Source organism: Micromonospora sp. NBC_00858, from assembly GCF_045207365.1.
Taxonomy (GTDB): domain Bacteria; phylum Actinomycetota; class Actinomycetes; order Mycobacteriales; family Micromonosporaceae; genus Micromonospora.
Map to the genome: position 1 here is coordinate 5,974,395 of NZ_CP108828.1, position 23,167 is coordinate 5,997,561.

Sequence of the window (23,167 nt, forward strand, 5' to 3'; positions counted from 1 at the left end):
TACTAACTTCCCACTCAGTGCGTTTTTCGCGTTTGGCGGACAGGCCAGGTCCCTGGTGCTGTAATTGCCATACGTCCCTCATGACGGCTCTGGGCTCGCACCAGCCGGGGGCAGTGTGTTCAGCCAGGGGCTTCGTCGACGCGAGGAGGGGGCTGTGGACACTGGAGATCGCCTGCTGACACCGGGTGAGGTCGCCGCGCTGTTTCGGGTGGACCCGAAGACTGTGACGAGATGGGCGGCGGCCGGCCGGATAGGAAGCATCCGGACTCCAGGCGGGCATCGCCGGTTTCGGGAATCCGAGGTGCGAGCCCTGCTTGAGGGGGAGGGCATGCTGGACGAGGTGGACGAGGTCGGAAAGTCACGCAATGTGGGACCGGCCGCCTCCACCGGGCCGGGTCCGGCCAACGCCGGCATGTACTGAACTGGTGCGGACAACGCCACGCGGACCGGGCATCAGTCCGGTCCGCGTCCCACTACGACCAGTCGTCCGGCCGCAGGACCGGTCGGGCTGAGCGGACGGCTCAGCTCCGGGCCGCGCCGAGCTGGCCGGACCACCGTCGGAACAGGGTGTGCGGGACGGCGAGCGCGTCCAGCACCTTGCCGGCCACGAAGTCGACCAACTGCTGGGCGCTGGCCGACGCGCCCGCGCCGTAGAAGCCCGGGCTGGCCGGCAGCACCACCGCGCCGGCGTCGTGCAGTGCGATCAGGTGCTCCAGGTGGCTACGGGTCACCGGCGTCTCCCGGGGGACCACCACCACCGGCCGGCGTTCCTTGAGGTTGACCTCGGCAGCACGCTGCAACAGGTCCTTGGAGAGCCCGATCGCGATGCCGGCGCAGGCAGCCGTACTGGCCGGAACCACGGCCATTCCGCGTACCCGGTAGGAGCCGCTACTCGGCCCGGCGGCCAGGTCGCCCGCCGGCCAGTGCCGCAGGTCCGCGCCGGTCAGGTCCCGGCCGAGCCAGGCGGCGAGGTCCTCGGCCCAGTGCGCGTCGCGGAACGGCCGCCCGGTCTCGTCGAGCAGGGTCAGCCGCGCCGCCCGGGACACGATCAGGTCCACCGCCTCGCCCGCGTCGAGCAGCCCGCCGATGACGGCCGCCGCGTACGGCGTGCCGGAGGCCCCGGAGACTCCGACCACCCATGGTTCCCGCATGCCTTCCAGCCTGCCTGGTCGGGCTCGTGCGTCGGCGGGCACCCCCGCGATCGCTGGTCGCCCGAGTTGTCCGGGGGGTACCTGTGCATCCCGTCGACCTGAGATGCTGCCGGTGGCGATTCGCACCGGCAGCAGATCGCACAGGAGGCATCGGTGACGACCGGCAAGGTCCTCTGGACGCTACGCGCCGAGTGCCCGATCCCGGCCCGGCTCTCGCCGCACGCCGACCGGGTGCAGGAGTGGCTGCTCGGCCTGCTGCCCGAGCTGGGCCTGCCGCTGGACGACGCCGCGCTGCACCGGCTGACCCGGGGTGCCTTCGCCCGGTACGCCGGCCGGCTCTACCCGGACGCGAGCGAGGCCGACCTGCGTGTGCTGACCGCCCTGTTCACCTGGTTCTTCCTGGTCGACGACGCCTGCGACGGGCCGGGCCGGCTCGACCCGGGCCAGATCCGGGCGCTGCGCAACGGCACGCTGGCGTTGCTGCACGACGGCCCCCGGCCACGGCACGCCGGGCTGACCGGTCCGCTCCGACGGCTACTGGTGCTGGCCTGGCGGGAGCCGCGCCGCCGGATGCCGGCCCGGTGGCGACTGCGCTTCGCCGACGCGGTGGCCCGGCATCTCGACGGCACCTGGCGGGAGGCGGTCAACAAGGAGGCCGGCCATCGGCCCGGCGTCACCGAGTACGTCGAGTTGCGTCGGGCCACCTCGGCGGCGGACGTGTCCTACCCGCTGGTGGAGTTCGTCAGCGGCCGACCGCTGCCCGACCCGGTCTACCACCACCCGCTGCTGCGCCAGCTCGCCCACACTGGCAACGACCTGCTCTCCTGGTACAACGACCTGGCCTCGCTGGACCGGGACCGGGCCACCGCGGGCGGGCACAACCTGGTCCTGGCCATGCAGGACGAGTGGGGCCTGTCGCCCGCGACGGCGGTCGACCGGGTGGCGGAGCGCTGGCGGGAGTCGATGCGCCACTTCGTCGCGCTGCGGGCCACAGTGCCGTCGTTCGGCCCGGCGCTGGACGAGGCGGTCACCGAACACCTCGACGGGGTGGCCGACGCGGTACGCGGCACCATCGAGTGGACGCTGGAGAGCGGGCGCTACCCCACAGAGCATCCCGAGCCCGCCGGCACGTCCCAGCCCTGACCGCGCCGGCCCGGGCCGCGGCGGGTCGGGGCGGAGGTCGGGCGATGCGGACCGATCAGGGCCGCAGGTCGAGCCGGATCACCAGGTCGAGCAGGGCGAAGACGAACAGCGCGATGCCGACGAAGCCGTTGGCGGTGAAGAACGCCCGGTTGACCTTGCTCAGGTCGGTCGGGGTGACCACCACGTGCTGGTAGCCGAAGGCGACCGCGGTCAGCGCCAGGCCGACCCACCAGAGCCAGCCGAACCCGATCAGCGCGCCGAACCAGACGAAGAGCCCGAAGGTCACCACGTGCGCCACGGTGGAGGCGTGCAGCGCGAAGCGCCGCCCGTACCGGGCGGGCACGCTGTGCACACCGATCTCCCGGTCCACCTCGGTGTCCTGGCAGGCGTAGATCAGGTCGAAGCCGCCGATCCACAGCCCGACCGCCGCGCCCAGCAGCCAGGCCGGCCAGGAGCCGTCCAGGGTGCCGGTGACCGCCAGCCAGGCGCCGACCGGGCCGACCGCCTGAGCCACCGCGAGGATGGCGTGCGGCCAGTTGGTGAACCGCTTGCCGTACGGGTAGACCACCAGCGGCACCACAGCGAGCGGCGCCAGCACCAGGCAGAGCGGGTTGAGCAGGGCGGCGGCGGCGAGGAAGACCACCAGTGCGACGGCCGCGCCGGTCCAGGCCGTCCGCACGCTCACCGCACCGGTGACCAGCTCACGGCCGGCGGTACGCGGGTTCCGCGCGTCGATCCGCCGGTCGAGGATCCGGTTGGCGGCCATCGCGAACGTCCGCGCCCCGACCATCGCCACGGTGATCAGCAGCAGGTCCATCCAGCGCACCCGGCCGCCGTTGACCTGCATCGCGGTCAGCGCCGACAGGTACGCGAACGGCAGTGCGAAGACCGAGTGCTCGATCGCGACGAGCTTGAGGAAGGACTTGATCCGGCCCGGACGTTCGGCCGGCGCGTCGAGGACCGCCATCAGATGCCGTACTCCTTCCAGCGCTTGTCGACCAGGGAGGTGACCTCCGGCGACATGCGCATCTCCTCCGGCCAGCCGCGGGTGTATCCCTCGGTGGGCAGCTTGCGGGTCGCGTCGACGCCCGCCTTGCCGCCCCAGAACTGCTGATACGACGCGTGGTCGAGGTGGTCGACGGGCCCCTCGGTGAGCAGCAGGTCGCGCGCGTAGTCGACGTTGCCGAAGGCGCGGAAGGCCACCTCGTTGTAGTCGTGCACGTCGCAGTCCTCGTCGACGATCACGATCAGCTTGGTCAGCGACATCATGTGCGCGCCCCAGATCGCGTTCATCACCTTCTGGGCGTGCTTCGGGTACCGCTTGCGGATCGACACGATCGCGCAGTTGTGGAAGACCCCGGCGGCAGGCAGGTCGTAGTCGACGATGTCCGGAATCAGGAAGCGCAGCAGCGGCGCGAAGATCCGCTCGGTGGCCTTGCCGAGACCGTGGTCCTCCTGGGGCGGCTGGGACGTGACGATCGAGTGGTAGACCGGGTCGCGCTGCATGGTCATCGCCTCGATGTGCATCACCGGGAACGGCTCCACCGGCGTGTAGAAGCCGGTGTGGTCGCCGAACGGGCCCTCCGGCAGCCGCTCGCCCGGCTCGATGTAGCCCTCGAGGACGATCTGCGCGTGCGCCGGCACCTGCAGCGGCACGGTCAGGCAGTCGACCATCTCGACCCGCTCGCCGCTCAGGAAACCGGCGAAGAGGTATTCGTCGATGTCGGCCGGCAGTGGCGCGCTGGCCGAGTAGGCGACCGCAGGGTCGGCACCGATGGCGATCGCCACCGGCAGCCGCTGCCCGAGCCGCTCAGCGACCGCGTGGTGCGCCGTGGAGTTCTTGTGGATCTGCCAGTGCATGCCGACGGTGTTGCGCGAGTGCTGCTGGAGCCGGTAGAGCCCGAGGTTGCGCTTGCCGGTCTCCGGGTGCTTGGTGTGGGTCAGCCCGAAGTTGTGGAAGATCCCGCCGTCACCCGGCCAGACCTGCAGCCCCGGCAACCGGTTGAGGTCGACGTCGTCGCCGCGGTAGACCACCTGCTGGCAGGGGGCCGTCTTGACCTTCTTCGGCGGCATCGACTTGAGCTGCATGACCTTGCCGAGCCCGCCCATCATGCCCGAGAAGCCCTGCGGCAGCTCCGGCTTGAGCAGCTCGCCGATCCGCGCGCCGATCTCGTCGAGGTTCTCCACCCCGAGCGCCATCGCCATCCGCTTCTCGGTGCCGAACAGGTTGACGGCGACCGGCATCTCGCCCCGGGTGGGCCGCTCGAAGAGCAGTGCCGGGCCGCCGGCGCGGACCGTCCGGGTGACCACCTCGCTGATCTCCAGCGTGGGGTCGACCGGGACGTCGACACGTCGCAGCTCCCCCGCGCGCTCCAGTGCCGCGAGGAAGTCCTTGAGATCGGTGTACGGGAAGCCACGCGCCATACCCGCCAGTCTCCCCCACTGGCGCCCCAACCCTCCCGGCCGGGTCCGGGGATGGCGGGCGTCACCCGGCCGGAGGCATCCTGACCGCCCGCCGGTGGCGGATCGCCCGTTGTGTGCCGACGGCCCCGTGGGGTTCGCCACAGCAGCCGCCGGTCCGGGCCGGATCTGTCGGCGCCGACCGGCACCATGCGTGGGCCGTCGCAACAGACCAGGGGGACACCATGCCGCACCGCACGCCGGTGACGTTGAACTTCGTCGAGCACGGTACGGGGACCCCGGTGCTGGCCCTGCACGGTTGGACACCTGACCACCGGCTGATGCTCGGTTGCCTCGAGCCGGTCTTCGCCGGGCGGACCGGCTACCGACGGCTCTACCCGGACCTGCCCGGCATGGGCGAGTCGCCGTGCCCGCCCGAGATCGCCAGCTCGGACGATGTGCTCGCCGCCGTGCAGGACTTCGTGGACGACGTCCTCGGCGACGCACCGTTCCTGCTCGTCGGCGAGTCGTACGGCGGCTATCTCGCCCGCGCCATCGCCCGGTCCCGCCCCGACCAGGTGCGCGGCCTGGCGCTGGTCTGCCCCACCGGCACTGCGGTGGAGAACGCGGATCGCACCGTGCCGCAGCGGCAGGTGCTGCGCCCCGACCCCGACCTGCTCGCCTCGACCGACGCCCGGACCGCCGCCGAGTTCACGGACATCTCCGTCGTGCAGACCCCGGAGACGCTGCGCCGGTTCCGCGAGGAGATCCTGACCGGCCTCGACGTCGCGGACACCACGGCGATGGCGCGCATCCGGCAGCGGTGGACCCTCAGCGAGGATCCCGAGGACGGCGCGCCGTTCACCCGGCCGACCCTGATCCTCACCGGGCGCCAGGACCACGTCACCGGCTACCTCGACCAGTTCGTGCTGCTGCCGCACTACCCGCGGGCGACGTTCGCGGTGCTCGACGTCGCCGGCCACAACCTCCAGATCGAGCAGCCCGGGCTGTTCGACGCGCTGCTGGGCGAGTGGCTCGACCGGGTGGCGGCCGATGGTTGACCGGCTCCGCCGCCGGCCGACCACCGGCGGCGGCCGTCAGGCGGCCGGCTCCCAGGCGTGGGCGGCCAGCGGCGGGTCGAGCGGCGCGCGGGTGAGCCGGTTGGCGAAGGTGGAGATGGTGTACGTGCCAACGCCGAGCACCACGTCCAGCGCGTGCCGGGGCTGATAGCCGGCGGTCAGGAAGTCGTCCAGCACGTCGTCGGGCACCGCACCTCGATGGTCGAGTACGGCCAGGGTGAACTGGCGCAGCGCCTCCAGCCGTGGCTCCGGCAGCGCCGTGCCGGCACGCAGCGCGGTGATCAGCTCGGTGGTCGCGCCGAGCCGGGTGAGCGTGCCGGTGTGCAGGGCGACGCAGACGTGGCACTCGTTCGTGGTGGCGACGGCGAGGACGACCACCTCCCGTTCCAGCGGTTCGAGGGCGGTCTGTTCGAAGCCCGCGTTGGCGGTGAGGAAGCCGGCGAGCAACTGCGGCGAGTCGGCCATCAGCGCCACCGGGGCGGGCAACCAGCCGAACCGGCGGCTTACCGCCTCGACGGTCGGACGGGCGGCGACGGGGGCGGTCTCGGCGGTGTGCGCGGTGAAGACGGACACGGTTACCTGCTTTCGGCAGCGGAGTCGGGAGTGCCACGTCGCCCGGAGCCCGGTAAGATAGTCAACGTGGTTGACGAAATAGTAAACGTGGTTGTCGAACATGGCAACCACTGAACCCGCCCGGCCCGGCTTCCAGCTGCCGCTGCTGCTCCTGGCCGGTTTCCGGACGCTGATCGACGACCTGCACGCCGAGCTGGCCCGGCAGGGCCATCCGGAGCTGCGACCGCTGCACGGCTTCGTGCTCCAGGCGGTCGGGGCGGACGGCACCACCGCCACCGAACTGGGCCAGCGGTTGGGCATCTCCAAGCAGGCAGCCGGCAAGACGGTCGACCGGCTGGTCGCCGTCGGCTACCTCGCCCGGGTCGACGACCCCCAGGACGCCCGCCGCCGGCTGGTCATGATGACCCCGCGCGGTGCCGACGGGTTGCGCCGCTCGGCGGAGATCTTCGACCGGTTGCGCGAGCAGTGGGCCGACACCCTCGGCCCGGAGCGGGTCGACGCCCTGGAGGACGACCTGCGGACGATGGCCGCCGCCAACTGGTTCCGGCTCGACGTGCCAGGGTGGTTCGGCGGGTGACCGCACCCGGGTTGATCGACACCATGTTGCCGACGTGGCGGTGATGGCGGCGCGAAACACCGCGACATCGCCGACCTGGAGTGGGTCAAGCCGCGCGGACAAATCTCACCGGCACTGGCGTGCCTCGCCCGCCGGCGCGCAGCCTGGAAGGCATGTCGGATGCCTACGTCGTCGGCGACCCGGACGGGTTGTCGCCCCTGCTGGTCGAGGTGCGCGACGCCGTCGCCCGGGAACTGCACGCCCAACTGGCGCTGCGCGCCGAACGGATCGAACTGGCCGACCTGCCGGAGGTGGCCTACCAGGTCACCGTGCAGGTGGACCGGACACTGCGCGGCTGGCGACCCCGGTCGCCGGGATCCGACGGGTAGGACGTCGGGCTACCCGAGGATCAGTCCAGGCCACCGTACGAGTGCAGGCCGGTGAAGAAGATGTTCACGCCGAACAGGTTCATCAGGACGGTGAGGAAGCCGAGCACGGCGATCCAGGTGGCCACGTTGCGCTTCACGCTGGGCGTGGCCCGGGCGTGCAGGTAGCCGGCGTACACGACCCAGGAGATGAAGGCCCAGGTCTCCTTCGGGTCCCAGCCCCACGGCCGCCCCCAGGCCGCCTCGGCCCAGATCGCACCGGCGATCACCGCGAAGGTGAAGATCGGGAAGGCGAAGGCGTGCAGCGTGAAGGTCAGCCGCTCCAGACCAGCGGCCGCCGGCAACCGCTTGGCGAGGGTGTACGGGAATCTCCGCTTGCCCTGCTCGTACCCGGAGCGCATCAGGTAGCCGACCGCCGGCACGGCGCCCAACAGCAGAATGCCGGACGCGAAGACGATGGTCGAGACGTGGATGACGAACCAGTACGAGTTCAGCGCCGGCACCAGCGGCACGATCGGCACGTACAGCACCAACTCGGCGGTGGCCACCAGCAACACCATCACCAGGGTGAGGAACAGCCCGAGCTTGCGCAGCGAGGGCCGCTTCCAGAGCACCACGAGCCAGGCCGCGACCCCGATGAACGTCACCGTGAGCACGAACTCGTACATGTTGCCCCAGGGCATCCGGTCGGCCGCGATGCCGCGAGTGACCAGCGCCGCGAGGTGCAGCACGGCGGCGAGCGCGGTGGCGCCCACCGCGGCCAGGCTGGCGATCCGGGCGCGCCGCGCCGAGCGGTCGGCTGCGGCCGACACCGGGACCGGCGCGGACGACGTCGGGACGACACCGCCGCCTCCGCCGACGCCAGCGCCGACCAGCTCAGGAGCCGGAGCCGCAGCGGCGACCGAGGTACGCGCGTTGCCCAGCGCGTACTCCACGGCGTGGCAGATCATCGCGACCAGGTACACCAGGATCGCGAAGGTCACCAGATTGTCGGAGAGCGCGGACATCACTCGGTCCCTTCTCGCACACCGGCCCGGCCGCTGGAGTCAGCATCCGTTGCCGCCCGCTCGGCCGCCCGTTCGTCACCGCTGACTGCGGCGACGAGCTGGGCGAACTCGTCGGCGAACCCTGGATAGTCGGTGCGCGGCAAGCCACCGGCCTCCATCAAGCTACTACCGCCCGTCGGAGATCCGTCCGCCGGGTCGGCCGGCATCACCCGGAAGAACACCCGGCGGCGCCGCCCGAACAGCGAGCCCATCAACCCGACCAGCAGGAACCCGCAGCTGATCAGCAGGATCGTCGAGCCGGGATCGTGCCGGACGGAGAGGGTGACGTACCGCTCGGTGCCGAGGAACTCGACCTTGCTGCCGTCGTCCAGCGTCCAGGTCTCGCCCTTCTTGAGCAGCTTGGTGCCGACCTCCTTGACCTTGCCGGTCCGCACCTGCCGCTGGTCGAGCTGGTAGATCGAGCCCGGGATGCCGGCGTCCAAACCGAGGTTGCCCCGGTAGGCGACCAGGTTCAGCGCCGGGTTGCGCTCGGTCGGGTACTGCGAGCTGACGAACGGTGCCTGCTGCGGCGCCGTGGGCAGGTAGATGCCGGTGAACGCCATCTGCTCATCCGGTGCGCGCTGCCCGGTGCGCGGGTCGACGTTCGCGTCCGGGAAGGCCGCCAGCCCCTCGCTGGTCAGGCCCATGTCGCCGGTGGTCAGGAACGGCTCGTCGCTGACCTGGGTGCGGCCGAACCGGTCGGTGTAGCGGATGACCGGGGCGTACCCGTGGCCGAGCAGGTAGACGTTCGCGTCGCCCAGCCGCAGTGGCGAGTTCACCGAGAAGTTGGCGCTGCGGGTCGGCTCGTCGGGGCCGTCGACAGTGACCGTGGCGTCGAAGAACTCCGGCTGGCCGGAGGCCAGGAACCGGGCCTGGAAGTCGTCCAGCCGCAGACAGAAACGGGGCAGGTCCTCGCTGTCCACCTGGGGGCCGAGCTTCGCCTCGGCGTACTGCTGCCGGGTGTTGCAGAACGCGTTGTCGGCACCCGCCACCAGCAGCCGATTGCCGCTCCAGCCGTACCACGAGCCGAGCGCGACGCCGATCAGCACGGCGATCAGCGAGGTGTGGAAGAGCAGGTTGCCGGTCTCCTTGAGGTACCCCTTCTCGGCGGAGACCTCGTCACCGCGGACCTCCACCCGCCAGCGCCGGCCGCGCAGCACCTCGGCGACCGCCGCCGCGCCGCCGGCCGGGGCGGGCAGCACCGCGTGCTGCGGCAGCCGCTGCAGCCGCTTCGGCGCGGCCGGCGGCCGGGACCGGAGCGCCCGGACGTGGTCGCGCAGCCGGGGCGTGATGCAGCCGATCAGGGAGGTGAACAGCAGCAGGTAGATCGCGGAGAACCAGACCGAGCCGAAGACCTCGAACGCGCCGATCCGGTCCAGCCGAGGGGCCAGGTCCGGGTGCTCGGTGAAGTACTCGTTGACCCTCTCCGGGCTGATCCCGCGCTGCGGCAGCACCGAGCCGGGGATGGCGGCGACGGCGAGCAGGAAGAGCAGGATCAGCGCCGTACGCATGCTGGTCAGCTGCCGCCACGAGTTGCGCAGCAGGGCCAGCAGCCGGTTGGGCCGGCGCCGGGGCGCCGGGGCCGCGGTCTCCGGCCGGTCGTCCAGGGCGGTCATCAGATGCTCACCTCGCCCACCCCGACGGTGGTCTGCAACCAGATCACGAAGCTCTGCCATCCGCCGGTGACCAGCGCGAGGCCGATCAGGATGAGTAGGGCGCCGCCGACCCGGGTGACCCAGCGGCTGTTGCGCCGGACGGCGCGGAAGACCCCGAGCAGGCGCTGGAAGCCCAGCCCGAAGACGATGAACGGTATCCCCAGCCCGAGGCAGTACGCCACGGCGAGCACGACCGCACGGTCGCTCTGGCCGCTCGCGGTGGCCATGCCCATCACCGCGCCGAGCGTGGGGCCGGTGCAGGGCACCCAGCTGAGCGCGAAGACCGCGCCGAAGACCGGGGCGCCGAGCAGCCCGGCGGAGGGCAGACGGGAGATCCGGAACTCTCGTTGCAGGGCCGGGATCAGCCCGAGATAGCCCAGCCCGAGCACGATGATCAGCGCGCCGATGGCGATCTCCAGCTGCCGCTCGTACTCGAAGAAGACCCGGCCGATGCTGGCGAACAGGATCGCGGTGGCGACGAAGACGACGGTGAAGCCGGCGATGAAGAGCAGCGTCCCGGCGAGCACCCGACCCTTGACGGCCGCGGCCGTGGCGGTCCGCTCCCGGACGGCGACACCGCCAGTGGCCTCGGCCGGCGCGGGGTCGGCCGGCGCGGGGTCGGCCGGCGCGGGGTCGGCCGCCGGACGGCGGCCCTCCAGGTCGGCGCCGGCGAGGCCGGTGACGTACGAGAGGTAGCCGGGGACCAGCGGGAGCACGCACGGGGAGAGGAAGCTGACCAGGCCGGCGAGCGCCGCCGCGCCGATGGCGAGCAGCAGCGGCCCGCTCGTGGCCAACTCCTTGAAGGTCTCGCCCATCAGCGAGACGCCGCCTGCTCGGCGGCGATCCGCTCGACGATCGGTTGCAGGCCCTCCTGCTTGACCGCTGCCCGGATCACCGTGGCGATCCGGCCCTCCCGGTCGAGCACCACGGTCGCCGGAATGCTGTTCGGTGGGATGTCCAGGGCGAGCGCCAGTTTGCTCGGCGGGTCGAACAGGCTCGGATAGGTGACCCGGCCCTCCTCGAACGCCTTGGCCTTGTCCCGCTGGTCCTGGACGTTGATGCCGAGGAAGGTCACCCCGGAGGCCTTGGTGGCCTGGTAGGTGCCCTCCAGGTCGTCCGCCTCGGCGCGACAGGGCGCGCACCAGGAACCCCAGAAGTTGAGCACCACCACCTGGCCACGGGCCTGGCTGACGTCGTAGTTGCCGCCGGTGAGCAGCTCACCGCTGATCGCGGGCGGTGCCGAGCGCTGGTCCGGTGCGCACTCGATGACACCGTCGGAGGTGGTCGTGCAGGTCTTCTCCCGGCCCTGCGAGGTGCAGCCGACCAGCGCCACCGCGGCGACGGTGGCGAGCAGACCCGCGGTCCACCTCCGGGCGTTCATCAGGCCCCCTTGGCCGTCCGGGCGGTCGCGGAGAGGGCGATCAGGTGCGCGGCCGGCTCGTTGTAGCCGATGCCGACCACCTTGGCGCCGTCGAAGTGGAACGAGGTGAGGCTGGCCAGCCCGCACTGCCGCTTGCGCGGGTCGTGCCAGAGCCGCTTGCGCTCGACGTACCGGCGCAGCGTCCAGATCGGCAACTGGTGCGAGACCAGCACCGCCTCGCGCCCCTCGGCGGCGACCCGGGCGGCGTGCACGGCGGCGAACATCCGCTCGGCGATGACCCGGTACGCCTCGCCCCAGGACGGCGTCACCGGGTCGCGCAGCACCCACCAGTTGCGCGGGTCGCGGAACGACCCGTCGCCCGGGGACACCTTCTTGCCCTCGAACCAGTTGGCGCTCTCGATCAGCCGCTCGTCCACCCCGACCGACAGCCCGAACTGGGCGGCGATCGGCTCGGCGGTCTGCTGGGCGCGCTCCAGCGGGCTGGCCACCACGTGCACGACCTCCCGCTCCGCCAGCCCCTGTGCGGCGGCCTTGGCCATCTGCACACCCAGCTCGGAGAGGCGGAAACCGGGCAGCCGGCCGTAGAGGATCTGGTCGGGGTTGTACACCTCGCCGTGCCGGAGCACGTGGACCACCGTCTTGCTCACCGCTCGTTACCCCCCGTGACCCGCCGCTGCCGCCGCGTTCGCCGCCGTCGGCAGCGCGGCGGCGATCTGCTCCAGAGCGGCGTCGTCGATCGCCGCCGACACGAACCACGACTCGAACGCGCTCGGCGGCAGGTACACGCCGGCGGCGAGCATCGCGTGGAAGAACGCCTTGAACGCCGGCACGTGCTGGGTGCGGGCGCTGTCGTAGTCGACCACGTCGGCGTCGGTGAAGAAAATCGAGAACATGCTGCCCGCGTACGACAGCCGGTGCGGGACCCCGGCGGCGGCCAACGCGTCGGCGGCGAGCTTGCCCACGACGGTGGCCGTCTCGTCGAGGCGGCGGTACAACTCGTCGTCGGCCAGCCGCAGAGTGGCCAGGCCGGCGGCGCAGGCGAGCGGGTTACCGGAGAGCGTGCCGGCCTGGTAGACCGGGCCGGCCGGGGCGAGCCGGGCCATGATCTCGGCGCGCCCGCCGAACGCGGCGGCGGGCAGCCCACCACCCATGACCTTGCCGTACGTCCACAGGTCGGCGTCGGAGGGGTCGAGGCCGTGCCAGCCGGCGCGGGAGACCCGGAAGCCGGTCATCACCTCGTCGACCACGAGCAGCGCGCCGTGCGCGTGCGCGATCCGGGCTAGCTGCTGGTTGAAGCCGTCGCGGGGGGCGACCACGCCCATGTTGCCGGCGGCGGCCTCGGTGATCACCGCGGCGATGTGCTGGCCTTCGGCGGCGAAGGCCTCCTCGACCGCCCTGACGTCGTTGTACGGCAGCACGATGGTCTCGCTGGCCGCCGCGCCGGTGACGCCGGGCGAGTCGGGCAGGCCCAGGGTGGCCACCCCGGACCCGGCGGAGGCGAGCAGGGCGTCGACGTGCCCGTGGTAGCAGCCGGCGAACTTGACGATCTTGGAGCGACCGGTGAAGCCACGGGCCAGTCGGATCGCCGACATGGTCGCCTCGGTGCCGGAGTTGACCAGCCGAACCTGCTCCACCGGGGTCCGGTCGACGATCTCGGTGGCCAACTCCACCTCACCGGGGGTGGGGGTGCCAAAGCTGGTGCCCCGGGCGGCGGCGGCCTGTACGGCGTCCACCACCTCCGGGTGGGCGTGCCCGAGGACCAGCGGACCCCAGGAGCAGACCAGGTCGACGTAGCGGCGGCCGTCGGCGTCGTGCAGCCACGGACCCTCGCCGCGAACCATGAAGCGCGGGGTGCCGCCGACCGCCTGGAAGGCGCGCACGGGGGAGTTCACCCCGCCCGGCACGATGGCGCGGGCGCGGGCGAACAGGGCCTCGGAGGCCGGCGCGTCGGCCGGGTAGCGGCCGGATCCGGCAGAGAATGTCTCGGTCACGATGCCGCCATTGTGTCAGCGCCGAACGGTCAGGCCGCAGCCACCCCGGACCGGGGTTACCCGGCTCACCCGCCTCCGGCGCCCGTCAACGGGGCCGACACGGCGGCCGGAGCGCCTCGCGGCCTCGACAGGCCGGGTCGTCCGGATCGCGCTAGGCTGACCGGGTGGATCGTGCCGAACTGTCCATCACGCTACACCGGACGGGCGACGAAGCAGTGCTGCGCCTGGCCGGTGAGATCGACATGCTCACGGCCGCGCAGCTCTCCACCGTGGTCAACGAGGTGCTGGCCGACCCGCCGCCGAAGATCGTGCTCGACCTCGGCGGCGTCACCTTCTGCGACTCACAGGGCCTGGGCACCCTGGTCGTGCTCAGCCGCAAGGCCAGCCACGCGCAGAGCCTGCTGATGCTCACTCACGTGGGTGATTTCCTGATCCGCGTCCTGGACATCACCGGCCTCCGCAGCGCCCTGATGATCCGCAACGACCAACCCACCGGCTAGGCCCAGTCGCTGGCAGGCCCGCCGGGCGGCCACCCTGCTCCGCCCGGCGAGGGCTGAGCGCCCGCCCCTCCGTCAGGAGGTGTTGCCCCAGCGGGCCTGTTCGAGCAGCTCCACCGCCCGGTCCCGAGCCTCCGGCTCGTCGGAGCGGAGCAGGGTGACCGCCTCGTCGACCGCGTCGGTGAGCCGCCGCCACTGCGTGTCGCGCTCCCGCACCAGGTCCGACTGGGCAGCCAACTGCCGGGTCTTCACCCACAGCTCGACGAAGACCGACACCTTGGCCCGCAGCACCCACGGGTCGAACGGCTTGGTCAGGTAGTCCACCGCGCCCACCTGGTACCCGCGCAGGGCGAGCTGGGCGTCCCGGTCGGCGGCGGTGAGGAAGATGATCGGCACGTGCCGGGTCCGCTCCCGGCGCTTGATGTGGCTGGCCGTCTCGAAGCCGTCCATGTCCGGCATCTGTGCGTCCAGCAGGATCACCGCGAAGTCGTCCACCAGCAGCTGCTTGAGCGCCGCCTCGCCGCTCTCCACCGCCACGGACTGGACCGGCAGGCCCTGGAGGATCGCCTCCAGTGCCATCAAATTCTCCCGCCGGTCGTCGACGAGCAGCGCCTTGGCCATCTGGGTCACGAAGTCTCCTCGGTCCGGCTGCCGCTGATCCAGGACGACATCAGTTCGATCAGGTCGTCCAGGTCGACCGGCTTGGTGATGTAGTCGCTGCCCCCGGCCGCGAGTGCGGACTCGCGGTCGCCCGGCATCGCCTTCGCGGTCAGGAAGACGACCGGTAGGTCGGCGAACCGGTGGTTGCGGCGGATCTGGCGGGTGGTCTCGTACCCGTCCTGGTCGGGCATCATGGCGTCCATCAGCACGATGTCCACCTCCGGGTGCTCGGCCAACAGGCGGACACCGTCCACGCCGTTGTCCGAGTACAGCACGGTCATCCCGTGCAACTCCAAGGCGCTGGTCAGGGCGAAGACGTTACGCACGTCATCGTCCACGATCAGCACCGTGGACCCGTCCAGCTGGCGGGTGGCCGGCGCCTCCGGCCGCTCGGGAAACAGCTCCAGCGGCGGCATCAGCAGCGACGACGGCAGACCGGCGCGCTGCGGGGACGGCGCCTGGGGCGCGACCACGGCGTCCGGGGCCAGCACCTGCGGCACGAACAGGGTGAAGGTCGACCCCTGCCCGGGCGCCGACGACACGGTGATCGTGCCCCCGATCAACCGAGCCAGGTCACGGCTGATCGACAGGCCCAGGCCGGTGCCGCCGTAGCGGCGGCTGGTGGTCCCGTCCGCCTGCTGGAACGCCTCGAAGATGATCGACAGCTTGTCGTCGGAGACGCCGATCCCGGTGTCGATCACGGTGAACGCGATCACCTGCTGGGCGTTGGTCAGCGCCGGCACGTCGAAGACCGCGTTCTCCGCCGCTGGGGCGATTCGCAGCGTCACCGCACCGTTGTCGGTGAACTTCACCGCGTTGGAGAGCAGGTTGCGCAGAATCTGCTGCAACCGCTGCGCGTCCGTGACCAGCGCCGGTGGCAGGTCCTTGCTCACCCGTACCTGGAAGTCCAGGTTCTTCTCCTCGGCCTGCGGCGCGAACGCCTGCTCGACGTAGCCGCGGATCTCCGCGAACCGGATCTCGGTCGGCTCGACGTCCATCCGACCCGCCTCGATCTTGGACAGGTCCAGGATGTCGTCGATCAGCGAGAGCAGGTCCGAGCCGGCGCTGTGGATGGTCCGGGCGAACTCGATCTGCTTCGGGTTGAGGTTCTGCTCCGAGTTCTCCGCCAGCAGCCGGGCCAGCAGCAGCAGCGAGTTCAGCGGCGTCCGCAGCTCATGGCTCATGTTGGCCAGGAACTCCGACTTGTACGCCGAGGCCCGAGTGAGCTGCTGCGCCTTCTCCTCCAGGCCGAGCCGGGCCAGCTCGATCTCCCGGTTCTTCGTCTCGATGTTGCCCTTCTGCTCAGAGAGCAGGGTGGCCTTCTCCTCCAGCTCGGCGTTGGTGCGCTGCAACTCCGCCGACTGCTCCTGGAGCTCGTGCGCCAGCCGCTGCGACTGGGCCAGCAACTCCTCGGTACGACGGTTGGCCTGGATGGTGTTGACCGCGATGCCGATGGTGAGCACCAGCCGCTCCAGGAACGCCAGGTGCAGCTCGGAGAAGGCCGCCACGCTGGCGAACTCGATCACCCCGAGCAGCTCCCCCTCGAACAGCACGGGGAGTACCACCAGGTCGGACGGGGGCGTCTCGGCCAGGCCGGAGCGCAGGGTGAGCCGGCTGTTCGGGGATGCGCTGACCCGGATCGTCCGGCGGGAGAGGGCGGTCTGCCCGACCAGCCCCTCACCCGGCCCGAAGGTGACGTCGTGCCCCCGCGCCACGTACCCGTAGGAGGAGGTCAGCTTCAGTCGCATGCTGCCGTCGGCGTCGTCGGCCAGGAAGAAGGCGCCGAGCTGGGCGTCGACCAGCGGGGTCACCTCCGTCATGATCATTCGGCAGACCTCGCCCAGATCCCGCTGGCCCTGCAACAGGCCGCCGATCCGGGCCAGGTTGGAGTCAAGCCAGCCCTGCTCGGCGTTCTTCTTGGTCGTCTCCCGGAGGGTGACGATCATCTGGTTGATGTTGTCCTTCAGCTCGGCGACCTCGCCCTGCGCCTTGACCGCGATCCGCTGGGTCAGGTCACCCCGGGTCACCGACGTGGACACCTGCGCGATGGCCCGCAGCTGGGTGGTCAGGGTCGAGGCGAGCTGGTTGACGTTTTCCGTGAGGTCACGCCAGGTGCCGGAGACGCCCTTGACCTGCGCCTGACCGCCCAACTTGCCCTCGATGCCGACCTCGCGGGCCACCCGGGTCACCTCGTCGGCGAACGACGACAACTGGTCGACCATCGTGTTCACCGTGGACTTCAGCTCCAGGATCTCGCCCTGCGCGTCCACGGTGATCTTCTGGCTCAGGTCACCCTTCGCCACGGCGGTCGTCACCGAGGCGATGTTGCGGACCTGGCCGGTCAGGTTCGACGCCATCGAGTTCACGTTGTCGGTCAGGTCCCGCCAGGTGCCCGAGACGCCCTTGACCTGCGCCTGACCACCGAGCTTGCCCTCGGTGCCCACCTCACGGGCCACCCGGGTCACCTCGTCGGCGAACGACGACAACTGGTCGACCATCGTGTTGACGGTGGACTTCAGCTCCAGGATCTCGCCCCGAGCGTCCACCGTGATCTTCTGCGACAGGTCACCCTTCGCCACCGCCGTGGAAACCTGGGCGATGTTCCGCACCTGGGCGGTGAGGTTCGACGCCATCGAGTTCACGTTGTCGGTCAGGTCCCGCCAGGTGCCGGCCACGCCGCGTACCTGGGCCTGGCCGCCGAGCTTGCCCTCGGTGCCCACCTCACGGGCCACCCGGGTCACCTCGTCGGCGAACGACGACAACTGGTCCACCATCGTGTTCACCGTCGACTTCAGCTCCAGGATCTCGCCACGAGCATCCACCGTGATCTTCTGCGACAGGTCACCCTTCGCCACCGCCGTGGTCACCGAGGCGATGTTGCGAACCTGGCTCGTCAGGTTCGACGCCATCGAGTTCACGTTGTCGGTCAGGTCCCGCCAGGTGCCCGAGACGCCGCGCACCTGCGCCTGACCACCCAGGTTGCCCTCGGTGCCCACCTCACGGGCCACCCGCGTCACCTCGTCGGCGAACGACGACAGCTGATCCACCATCGTGTTCACCGTCGACTTCAGCTCCAGGATCTCGCCCTGGGCGTCCACCGTGATCTTCTGCGACAGGTCACCCTTCGCCACCGCCGTGGAGACCTGGGAGATGTTGCGGACCTGGCTGGTCAGGTTGCCGGCCAACTGGTTGACGTTCTCGGTGAGGTCACGCCAGGTGCCGGAGACCCCACGCACCTGGGCCTGGCCGCCGAGCTTGCCCTCGATGCCCACCTCACGGGCCACCCGGGTCACCTCGTCGGCGAACGACGACAGCTGGTCCACCATCGTGTTGACGGTGTCCTTCAGCTCCAGGATCTCGCCCTGCGCCGCCACCGTGATTTTCTGCGACAGGTCACCGCGAGCCACCGCCGTGGAGACCTGGGCGATGTTGCGCACCTGGGCGGTCAGGTTCGACGCCATCGAGTTGACGCTGTCGGTCAGGTCCTTCCAGGTGCCGGCCACGTTCGGCACCTCGGCCTGGCCGCCCAGCTTGCCCTCGGTACCCACCTCGCGGGCCACCCGGGTCACCTGCTCGGCGAAGAGCCGCAGCGTGTCAGTGAGGTAGTTGATGGTGTGCGCCAGCTCGGCGACCTCACCCTTGGCCGACACGGTGATCTTCTGGGACAGGTCACCCTTGGCCACCGCCGTGGACACCTGGGAGATCGACCGCACCTGGTAGGTGAGGTTCGACGCCATGGTGTTCACCGAGTCGGTGAGGTCCTTCCAGGTGCCGGCGACGCCCCGGACGTCGGCCTGGCCACCCAGCTTGCCCTCGGTGCCCACCTCGCGCGCGACCCGGGTCACCTCGTTCGAGAACGACGAGAGCTGGTCGACCATGGTGTTCACCGTGCGCCCAATGCGCAGGTACTCACCGCGCAGCGGTCGGCCGTCGATCTCCAGCGCCATGTGCTGGGACAGATCGCCGTCCGCGACCGCCACGATGACCCGGGCGATCTCCGTGGTCGGCCGACCCAGATCGTCGATCAGCGAGTTGATCGCCCGCTGCCCCTCCGCCCAGGAGCCGTCCAGCCCCTCGTCGTCGAGTCGCTCGGTGAGCCGGCCGTCCCGACCGACGATCCGGCTGATCCGCCGCAGGTCCAGGTACTGCCGCTCCTGGAGCGAGACCACCTCGTTGAAGGCGTCCGCCACCTCGCCGCCCTTGCCCGCGCGGCGGGGTAGCCGAACCTTCAGGTCGCCGCGACGGACCCGTCGCAGCGCCTCGGTCAACTCACCGAGGAGCGCCTCGTGGTCGGGTGCGGACGGATCCGCCACCGACTGCTTCGCCGTGGTCATCATTCCTCGCTCAACTCGGGGGCGCCGGCCCGTGCGCACACGCCGGCATTCCATATTGTGCCCGGGTCCGCCGCAGTGCCAGGGTGCGCGACCCGCCGATTGGCCCCGCTGGACCACCCGATCCGCTCTATGTGGGCCGAGCGGGCGCGTCCGGTCGGACACCTCGCCCGGGTGCCGGGACCCCGGCCACGGCGGGCGGATGGTCGCAGCCGGGCGGAGAGCGGAACGGGACCGGCTGGCGACCTGGCCCACGCGATGGTCGATCGGCTTGGCACCCGGCGGGGGGACGGTGGAGGATACGGGGGTGTCAGCCGAGGCGGGGCCCGCGACGGCCGGGGCCCGGAACGGGGCGGTCCGGCGTGTCCGCCTGCCCGCTGACCGTCGTACGCCGGCCGCCGCCCGCGCGGTGGTCCGCTCGGTGCTGACCGAGGCGGCCCTGGACGAGCTGGCCAACGAGGCGCTGCTGCTCACCACGGAGCTGACCACCAACGCCGTCGAGCACGCCGGCACCGAACTGGACATCGAGGTCGTCGCGGACGAGATCGGGCTGTCCGTGACCGTCTCCGACTTCGCGCCCGGTACGGGCGACGAGCTGACCGTCGGCACCCGCAACGACGCCACCGAGATCAACGAGGTCTCCGAGCGGGGTCGGGGCCTGCTGCTGGTCGACCACTTCGCCAGCCGCTGGGGCACCACGTACCTGCCCACCGGGAAGGGCGTCTGGTTCCGGCTGAACCGCCCCGGCGCCGACCCGCCGGCCGGGGCCAGCGCGGGCGGCGAGTCGATGCCGGCCAGTTCCGGCCCGGGGGCCGCCACCGACGGCTCCGCGCCGAGCGCCGGCGCGATGAGCGAACTCATGCAGACCGCCCCCGACATCTACGCGGACGACCCGCTGCCCGACTTCGCCAACAGCCTGCTCAGCCGGGTCGCCGAGATGGTGGGCGCGGCCGGCGGCATGATCCGTCTGGACCGGGGCGACGGGCAGGGTCGCCAGGTGCTGGCCCGCTTCGGCCGACAACCCCGCGACGACAGTGAACTGCTCCGGGTGCCGCTGACGGTGCACCGCCCGTACGCCGGGGAGCTGGAGCTGGACGCCGCACCGTCGGCGTACGCCCGGCCGCTGGCGGTGCTCACCGCCGAGCGGCTGTCGCTGCACCTGGAGAACGACCGGCTACGTCGGGCCGACGTCCGCCGGCAGGCGTGGCTGACCTTCCTGGCCGAGGCGAGCGAACTGCTGGCCCAGTCGCTGGACGTCGAGCTGACCATGGCACTGATCCCGCACCTGGTAGTGCCCCGTCTCGGCCAGTGGTGCGCGGTGCACACCACCGACGAGTGGGGCCGGCTCCGGTTGGCGGCGGCCAGCCACGCCGACGAGTCGGTGCTGCCGCAGTTGCACAAGGTGCTGGCCGAGACCGGCCCGGACTCGATCCAGGCCCGGCTGCGTGAGGCGTCCCGCAGCGCGGCGCAGATTCCGCTCGGCGGGCCGATGGAGGGCTTCGCGGTCCCGTTGATCGCACGCGGGCAGCGGCTCGGCACCCTGGCCGTGGGGCGGCACCAGCGACACCGGCACGACCCGGACGAGGTGGCCGTGCTGGAGGACGTGGCCCGGCGGGCCGCTCTGGCCATCGAGAACGCCCGCATCCACGCCGAGCGTCGCCGGGTGGCACAGACGCTCCAGCAGTCCCTGCTGCCGCCGGTGCTGCCACTGGTGGACGGGATCGGCTTCGCCGCCGAGTACGTCCCCACCGGCGACGACGCCGAGGTGGGCGGCGACTTCTACGACGTGCTGCCGCTGCCCGACGGGCGCTGGCTGGTGGTGATCGGGGACGTCTCGGGCAAGGGCGTCCAGGCGGCCGCGGTCACCGGGCTGGTCCGGGACGTCATCCGGGTGCTGGTCGGTGACGGCAAGCCGCTGCCGGAGGCGCTGGCCCGGCTCAACGAGACGCTGGTCGAGCGGGGCGGCGGCCGGTACTGCACCCTGGCACTGGCGGCGGTCGCCCAGGGCGACGGCGACCAGCTGGACGTTTCGCTGCACCTTGCCGGGCATGACCGGCCGGTGCTACTGGCCGCTGCGGGTGGCGCCGGGTTCGTCGGCACCGGAGGCACCGCGCTGGGCCTGCTCGACACGATCACCTCGCCGACGGCGGAGATCACGCTCGCCCCGGGTGACTCCCTGATCTTCTACACCGACGGGGTCACCGAGCGGCGACGCGGCCGGGAGCTGTTCGGCACCGACCGGCTACGTGACGCGGCCGCGCCACTGGGCGGGTACTCGGCCGACGTGGTGGCGGCCCGGCTGCGCGCCGCCGCGATCAACTTCTCGGTCGAGCCGCCCCGGGACGACATCGCCATCCTGGTCCTCCGCAACGACGCGCGCTGACCGCCGCTCGTCGCACCGGGTCCCGGTCGGCTCGGTAGATTGACGGTCATGTCCAGTGTCGCGCAGGCCACGCCGTACTCCCGGCCAGCGGTCCGGGCGCTGATCGCCGGGCAGTTGGCGACCGTCGGAGCGTTCCTCACGGTGCTGCTGCTCTACCTGGGCCGGATGGCAGCCGCCGACGTCGGCCCGGCCGAGATGCTGACCGGCGCGTACGACCCCAAGGAGCTGATCCCGTTCGGGATGCACGGTGCGAACCCGTTCCTCTGGCTCTACGCCGTGGTGGGGATGCTCTACCTGGTGGGCGCATCGCTCGGGCTGCCGCTGGCAATCGTCGCGGTGGCCGTGGCCGCGCGGGAACGGGACGCCCTGCCCCGGATGACCCGGACGCTGCTGCTGGCCGGTGCGGCTGTCACGTTGCTGGTGCTCGCGGCCCGGTTCACCCCGCCGCTGCTGGACATGCACCGGTGGTGGCTGGACTGACCGAGCACCGGTAGCGGTGGCGGTGGCGGAGCCCCGTCACAGGCCGCCGGGGAGGCGGCCGGGGGCGAGTCGATGCTCCGGGTCGAGGTGCTCCTTGGCGGACCGCAGCCGGGCCAGGCCGGCCAGCTCACCCCAGAGGTCAACGGCCTGCCGCACCGGCGCGGGGGCGGAGACCACCACGCAGCGGCCCTGCCGGGCCAGCAGGACCCCCCGGACGGCGGCCAGGATGGATGCCACCCGGTCGGGGGGCAGTGCGCCGGGCAGCGCCGCGTGCACCACGCCCAGCCCGGCGGAACCCCGCACCGGCACCGGGGTGCCGGCCGCGTCGCGCAGCGCGTAGACAGCGGCGTGCAGGTCGCTGATCGGCACCTCCAGGCGCAGCGCCGTGTCGCCGGGTGCGAACGGGTAGCGGCGCCACCACGGCGGCGCGGAGTGCGTGACGGTGGCCTCCCCGTGCAGCATGCCGACCAGGCGCTCGGCCCGCTCCGTGACGTCGGCCGGACCGCCCTCCAGCAGCACCACCAGGCTGCCCGCCCGGGACGGGGCGCTGGCCCGCCCGGACATCGAGGGGTGGCGCTCCCGGGCGGTGGCGGCCGGGTGGCCGGACGGGTACGGCGAGCGGGGCCGGGGCGCTCCGGCCGGCAGATCGAGCTCGATGGCCGCCGGCTCCAGCCGGGCGGCGAGGATCGCCCGGACCAGGTCGTGCACCTCCAGCGGCGTCCACACCGGCCGGGACACCCAGAGCCGACTGGCCGGCACCGACTGCACCCGCATGCTCGCCGAGACCAGCACACCGAGCGCGCCCTGCGAGCCGCAGAGCAGCCGCGCCAGGTCGAGCCCGGGCGCGCCGCCGCCGGCGCTGACCAGCTCGCCGTCGGCGCCCAGGTAGCGGACGCCGAGGAGCTGGTCGCACGGGCTGCCGTGGCGGTGCCGCAGAGGGCCCGCCTCACCGGCGGCGAGCACCCCGCCCAGGGTCGCGCCCGGCGACGGGGCGTCCATGGCCAGCCGCTGCCCGGTGCGCTCCAGCGTGGCCTGCACCGCTCGCAGCGGGGTGCCGGCGCCCACCTCGGCCACCGGCGCGCCGACCGGCTCGTGACCGATGCCGGCCAGCCGACCGGTGTCGAGCATGATGTCGACCTGCACGGGGGTGGCACCCCAGTCGATCTTCGTGCCGGCACCGCGCGGGACCACCGCCAGGTCGTGCGCGGCGGCCAGCCGCAGCACCTCGGCCGCGGCGTGCGGACCACCCGGCACCGCCACCCAGCGGGCCGGCCGCCCGGCCACCTCGTCGGCCGGCCCGGCGAGCCGGGCGAACGGCGGACCGCAGATCGCCGTCAACCGCCGGGTGATCTCGAGGGCTCCGGACCGGCCGAGGGAACTCGCTGCTGCCGCCATGCCGGTCATCGTACATGTGTTCGAATGGCGTGGTGGCGACTATCGGGATGCCGCTGGTCC

21 protein-coding genes are annotated in these 23,167 nt (G+C 71.9%); 8 read left to right on the forward strand and 13 right to left on the reverse strand.

The features are described from left to right. The first annotated feature begins 154 nt into the window (after nucleotides 1-154). Nucleotides 155-421 (forward strand): BldC family transcriptional regulator, encoded by a 267-nt coding sequence (locus OG990_RS27835; protein ID WP_328422546.1) that lies wholly within the window; start codon nucleotides 155-157, stop codon nucleotides 419-421. A gap of 100 nt (nucleotides 422-521) precedes the next feature. Here the strand turns inward: OG990_RS27835 and OG990_RS27840 are convergent, their stop codons facing one another. After that, nucleotides 522-1,151, reverse strand: coding sequence for a UbiX family flavin prenyltransferase (locus OG990_RS27840; protein ID WP_355600714.1), 630 nt, complete (start codon nucleotides 1,149-1,151; stop codon nucleotides 522-524). Between the two features lie 153 nt (nucleotides 1,152-1,304). Here OG990_RS27840 and OG990_RS27845 point away from each other — a divergent pair, with 153 nt between their 5' ends. Next, nucleotides 1,305-2,294 (forward strand): terpene synthase family protein, encoded by a 990-nt coding sequence (locus tag OG990_RS27845; protein ID WP_406077647.1) that lies wholly within the window; start codon nucleotides 1,305-1,307, stop codon nucleotides 2,292-2,294. Between the two features lie 55 nt (nucleotides 2,295-2,349). Here OG990_RS27845 and mqnP read toward each other — a convergent pair whose 3' ends face one another. Next, nucleotides 2,350-3,261, reverse strand: coding sequence for a menaquinone biosynthesis prenyltransferase MqnP (gene mqnP, locus OG990_RS27850; protein ID WP_328422541.1), 912 nt, complete (start codon nucleotides 3,259-3,261; stop codon nucleotides 2,350-2,352). Next, a complete protein-coding gene (locus OG990_RS27855) occupies nucleotides 3,261-4,718 on the reverse strand; it encodes a menaquinone biosynthesis decarboxylase (protein WP_406077648.1) in 1,458 nt (485 codons plus the stop codon). The genes mqnP and OG990_RS27855 overlap by 1 nt, the downstream gene beginning before the upstream one ends. 221 nt (nucleotides 4,719-4,939) lie before the next feature. Between OG990_RS27855 and OG990_RS27860 the strand changes: the two genes are divergently transcribed. Then, a complete protein-coding gene (locus tag OG990_RS27860) occupies nucleotides 4,940-5,755 on the forward strand; it encodes an alpha/beta fold hydrolase (protein ID WP_406077649.1) in 816 nt (271 codons plus the stop codon). A gap of 36 nt (nucleotides 5,756-5,791) precedes the next feature. Here OG990_RS27860 and OG990_RS27865 read toward each other — a convergent pair whose 3' ends face one another. Continuing rightward, nucleotides 5,792-6,346, reverse strand: coding sequence for a carboxymuconolactone decarboxylase family protein (locus OG990_RS27865; protein WP_406077650.1), 555 nt, complete (start codon nucleotides 6,344-6,346; stop codon nucleotides 5,792-5,794). A 100-nt stretch (nucleotides 6,347-6,446) separates the two neighbouring features. On the opposite strand from OG990_RS27865, the gene OG990_RS27870 reads away from it, so the two are divergent. After that, a complete protein-coding gene (locus tag OG990_RS27870) occupies nucleotides 6,447-6,923 on the forward strand; it encodes a MarR family winged helix-turn-helix transcriptional regulator (RefSeq protein ID WP_406077651.1) in 477 nt (158 codons plus the stop codon). A gap of 152 nt (nucleotides 6,924-7,075) precedes the next feature. Continuing rightward, nucleotides 7,076-7,291 carry a hypothetical protein gene (locus OG990_RS27875; RefSeq protein ID WP_386985788.1) on the forward strand — a complete coding sequence of 72 codons (216 nt, stop codon included), beginning with the start codon at nucleotides 7,076-7,078 and terminating at the stop codon, nucleotides 7,289-7,291. A gap of 20 nt (nucleotides 7,292-7,311) precedes the next feature. Here OG990_RS27875 and ccsB read toward each other — a convergent pair whose 3' ends face one another. From ccsB to hemL, 6 genes are read right to left on the reverse strand one after another with little or no spacing between them, the layout of a single operon-like run. After that, nucleotides 7,312-8,295: a c-type cytochrome biogenesis protein CcsB gene (gene ccsB, locus OG990_RS27880; protein WP_406077652.1), complete on the reverse strand. Its 984-nt coding sequence runs from the start codon at nucleotides 8,293-8,295 to the stop codon at nucleotides 7,312-7,314. Beyond that, on the reverse strand, nucleotides 8,295-9,950 hold the full coding sequence (locus OG990_RS27885) for a cytochrome c biogenesis protein ResB (RefSeq protein WP_406077653.1): 1,656 nt from the start codon (nucleotides 9,948-9,950) through the stop codon (nucleotides 8,295-8,297). The genes ccsB and OG990_RS27885 overlap by 1 nt, the downstream gene beginning before the upstream one ends. Then, entirely contained in the window at nucleotides 9,950-10,804 is an 855-nt protein-coding gene (locus tag OG990_RS27890) for a cytochrome c biogenesis CcdA family protein (protein WP_406077654.1), read from the reverse strand. Before OG990_RS27890 ends, OG990_RS27885 begins: the two co-directional genes overlap by 1 nt. Beyond that, nucleotides 10,804-11,370, reverse strand: a complete 567-nt coding sequence (locus OG990_RS27895) for a TlpA disulfide reductase family protein (protein ID WP_355600734.1) — start codon at nucleotides 11,368-11,370, stop codon at nucleotides 10,804-10,806. The genes OG990_RS27890 and OG990_RS27895 overlap by 1 nt, the downstream gene beginning before the upstream one ends. Continuing rightward, a complete protein-coding gene (locus OG990_RS27900; RefSeq protein ID WP_328422521.1) occupies nucleotides 11,370-12,017 on the reverse strand; it encodes a histidine phosphatase family protein in 648 nt (215 codons plus the stop codon). The genes OG990_RS27895 and OG990_RS27900 overlap by 1 nt, the downstream gene beginning before the upstream one ends. 6 nt (nucleotides 12,018-12,023) lie before the next feature. Next, nucleotides 12,024-13,361, reverse strand: a complete 1,338-nt coding sequence (gene hemL / locus OG990_RS27905) for a glutamate-1-semialdehyde 2,1-aminomutase (RefSeq protein WP_406077655.1) — start codon at nucleotides 13,359-13,361, stop codon at nucleotides 12,024-12,026. A 164-nt stretch (nucleotides 13,362-13,525) separates the two neighbouring features. Between hemL and OG990_RS27910 the strand changes: the two genes are divergently transcribed. Then, nucleotides 13,526-13,861, forward strand: a complete 336-nt coding sequence (locus OG990_RS27910; RefSeq protein WP_088951070.1) for an STAS domain-containing protein — start codon at nucleotides 13,526-13,528, stop codon at nucleotides 13,859-13,861. Between the two features lie 72 nt (nucleotides 13,862-13,933). Here OG990_RS27910 and OG990_RS27915 read toward each other — a convergent pair whose 3' ends face one another. Continuing rightward, nucleotides 13,934-14,488: a response regulator gene (locus OG990_RS27915; RefSeq protein ID WP_355600738.1), complete on the reverse strand. Its 555-nt coding sequence runs from the start codon at nucleotides 14,486-14,488 to the stop codon at nucleotides 13,934-13,936. After that, nucleotides 14,485-18,852, reverse strand: a complete 4,368-nt coding sequence (locus OG990_RS27920) for a HAMP domain-containing protein (protein WP_406081908.1) — start codon at nucleotides 18,850-18,852, stop codon at nucleotides 14,485-14,487. The genes OG990_RS27915 and OG990_RS27920 overlap by 4 nt, the downstream gene beginning before the upstream one ends. Nucleotides 18,853-19,156: 304 nt before the next feature. Between OG990_RS27920 and OG990_RS27925 the strand changes: the two genes are divergently transcribed. Together OG990_RS27925 and OG990_RS27930 are read left to right on the forward strand one after the other, a co-directional pair. Then, nucleotides 19,157-21,232, forward strand: coding sequence for a SpoIIE family protein phosphatase (locus tag OG990_RS27925; protein WP_328422514.1), 2,076 nt, complete (start codon nucleotides 19,157-19,159; stop codon nucleotides 21,230-21,232). A 48-nt stretch (nucleotides 21,233-21,280) separates the two neighbouring features. Then, entirely contained in the window at nucleotides 21,281-21,712 is a 432-nt protein-coding gene (locus OG990_RS27930; protein ID WP_406077656.1) for a hypothetical protein, read from the forward strand. 36 nt (nucleotides 21,713-21,748) lie between these two features. Here the strand turns inward: OG990_RS27930 and OG990_RS27935 are convergent, their stop codons facing one another. Beyond that, nucleotides 21,749-23,107: an FAD-binding oxidoreductase gene (locus OG990_RS27935; protein WP_328422511.1), complete on the reverse strand. Its 1,359-nt coding sequence runs from the start codon at nucleotides 23,105-23,107 to the stop codon at nucleotides 21,749-21,751. Nucleotides 23,108-23,167 lie beyond the last annotated feature (60 nt).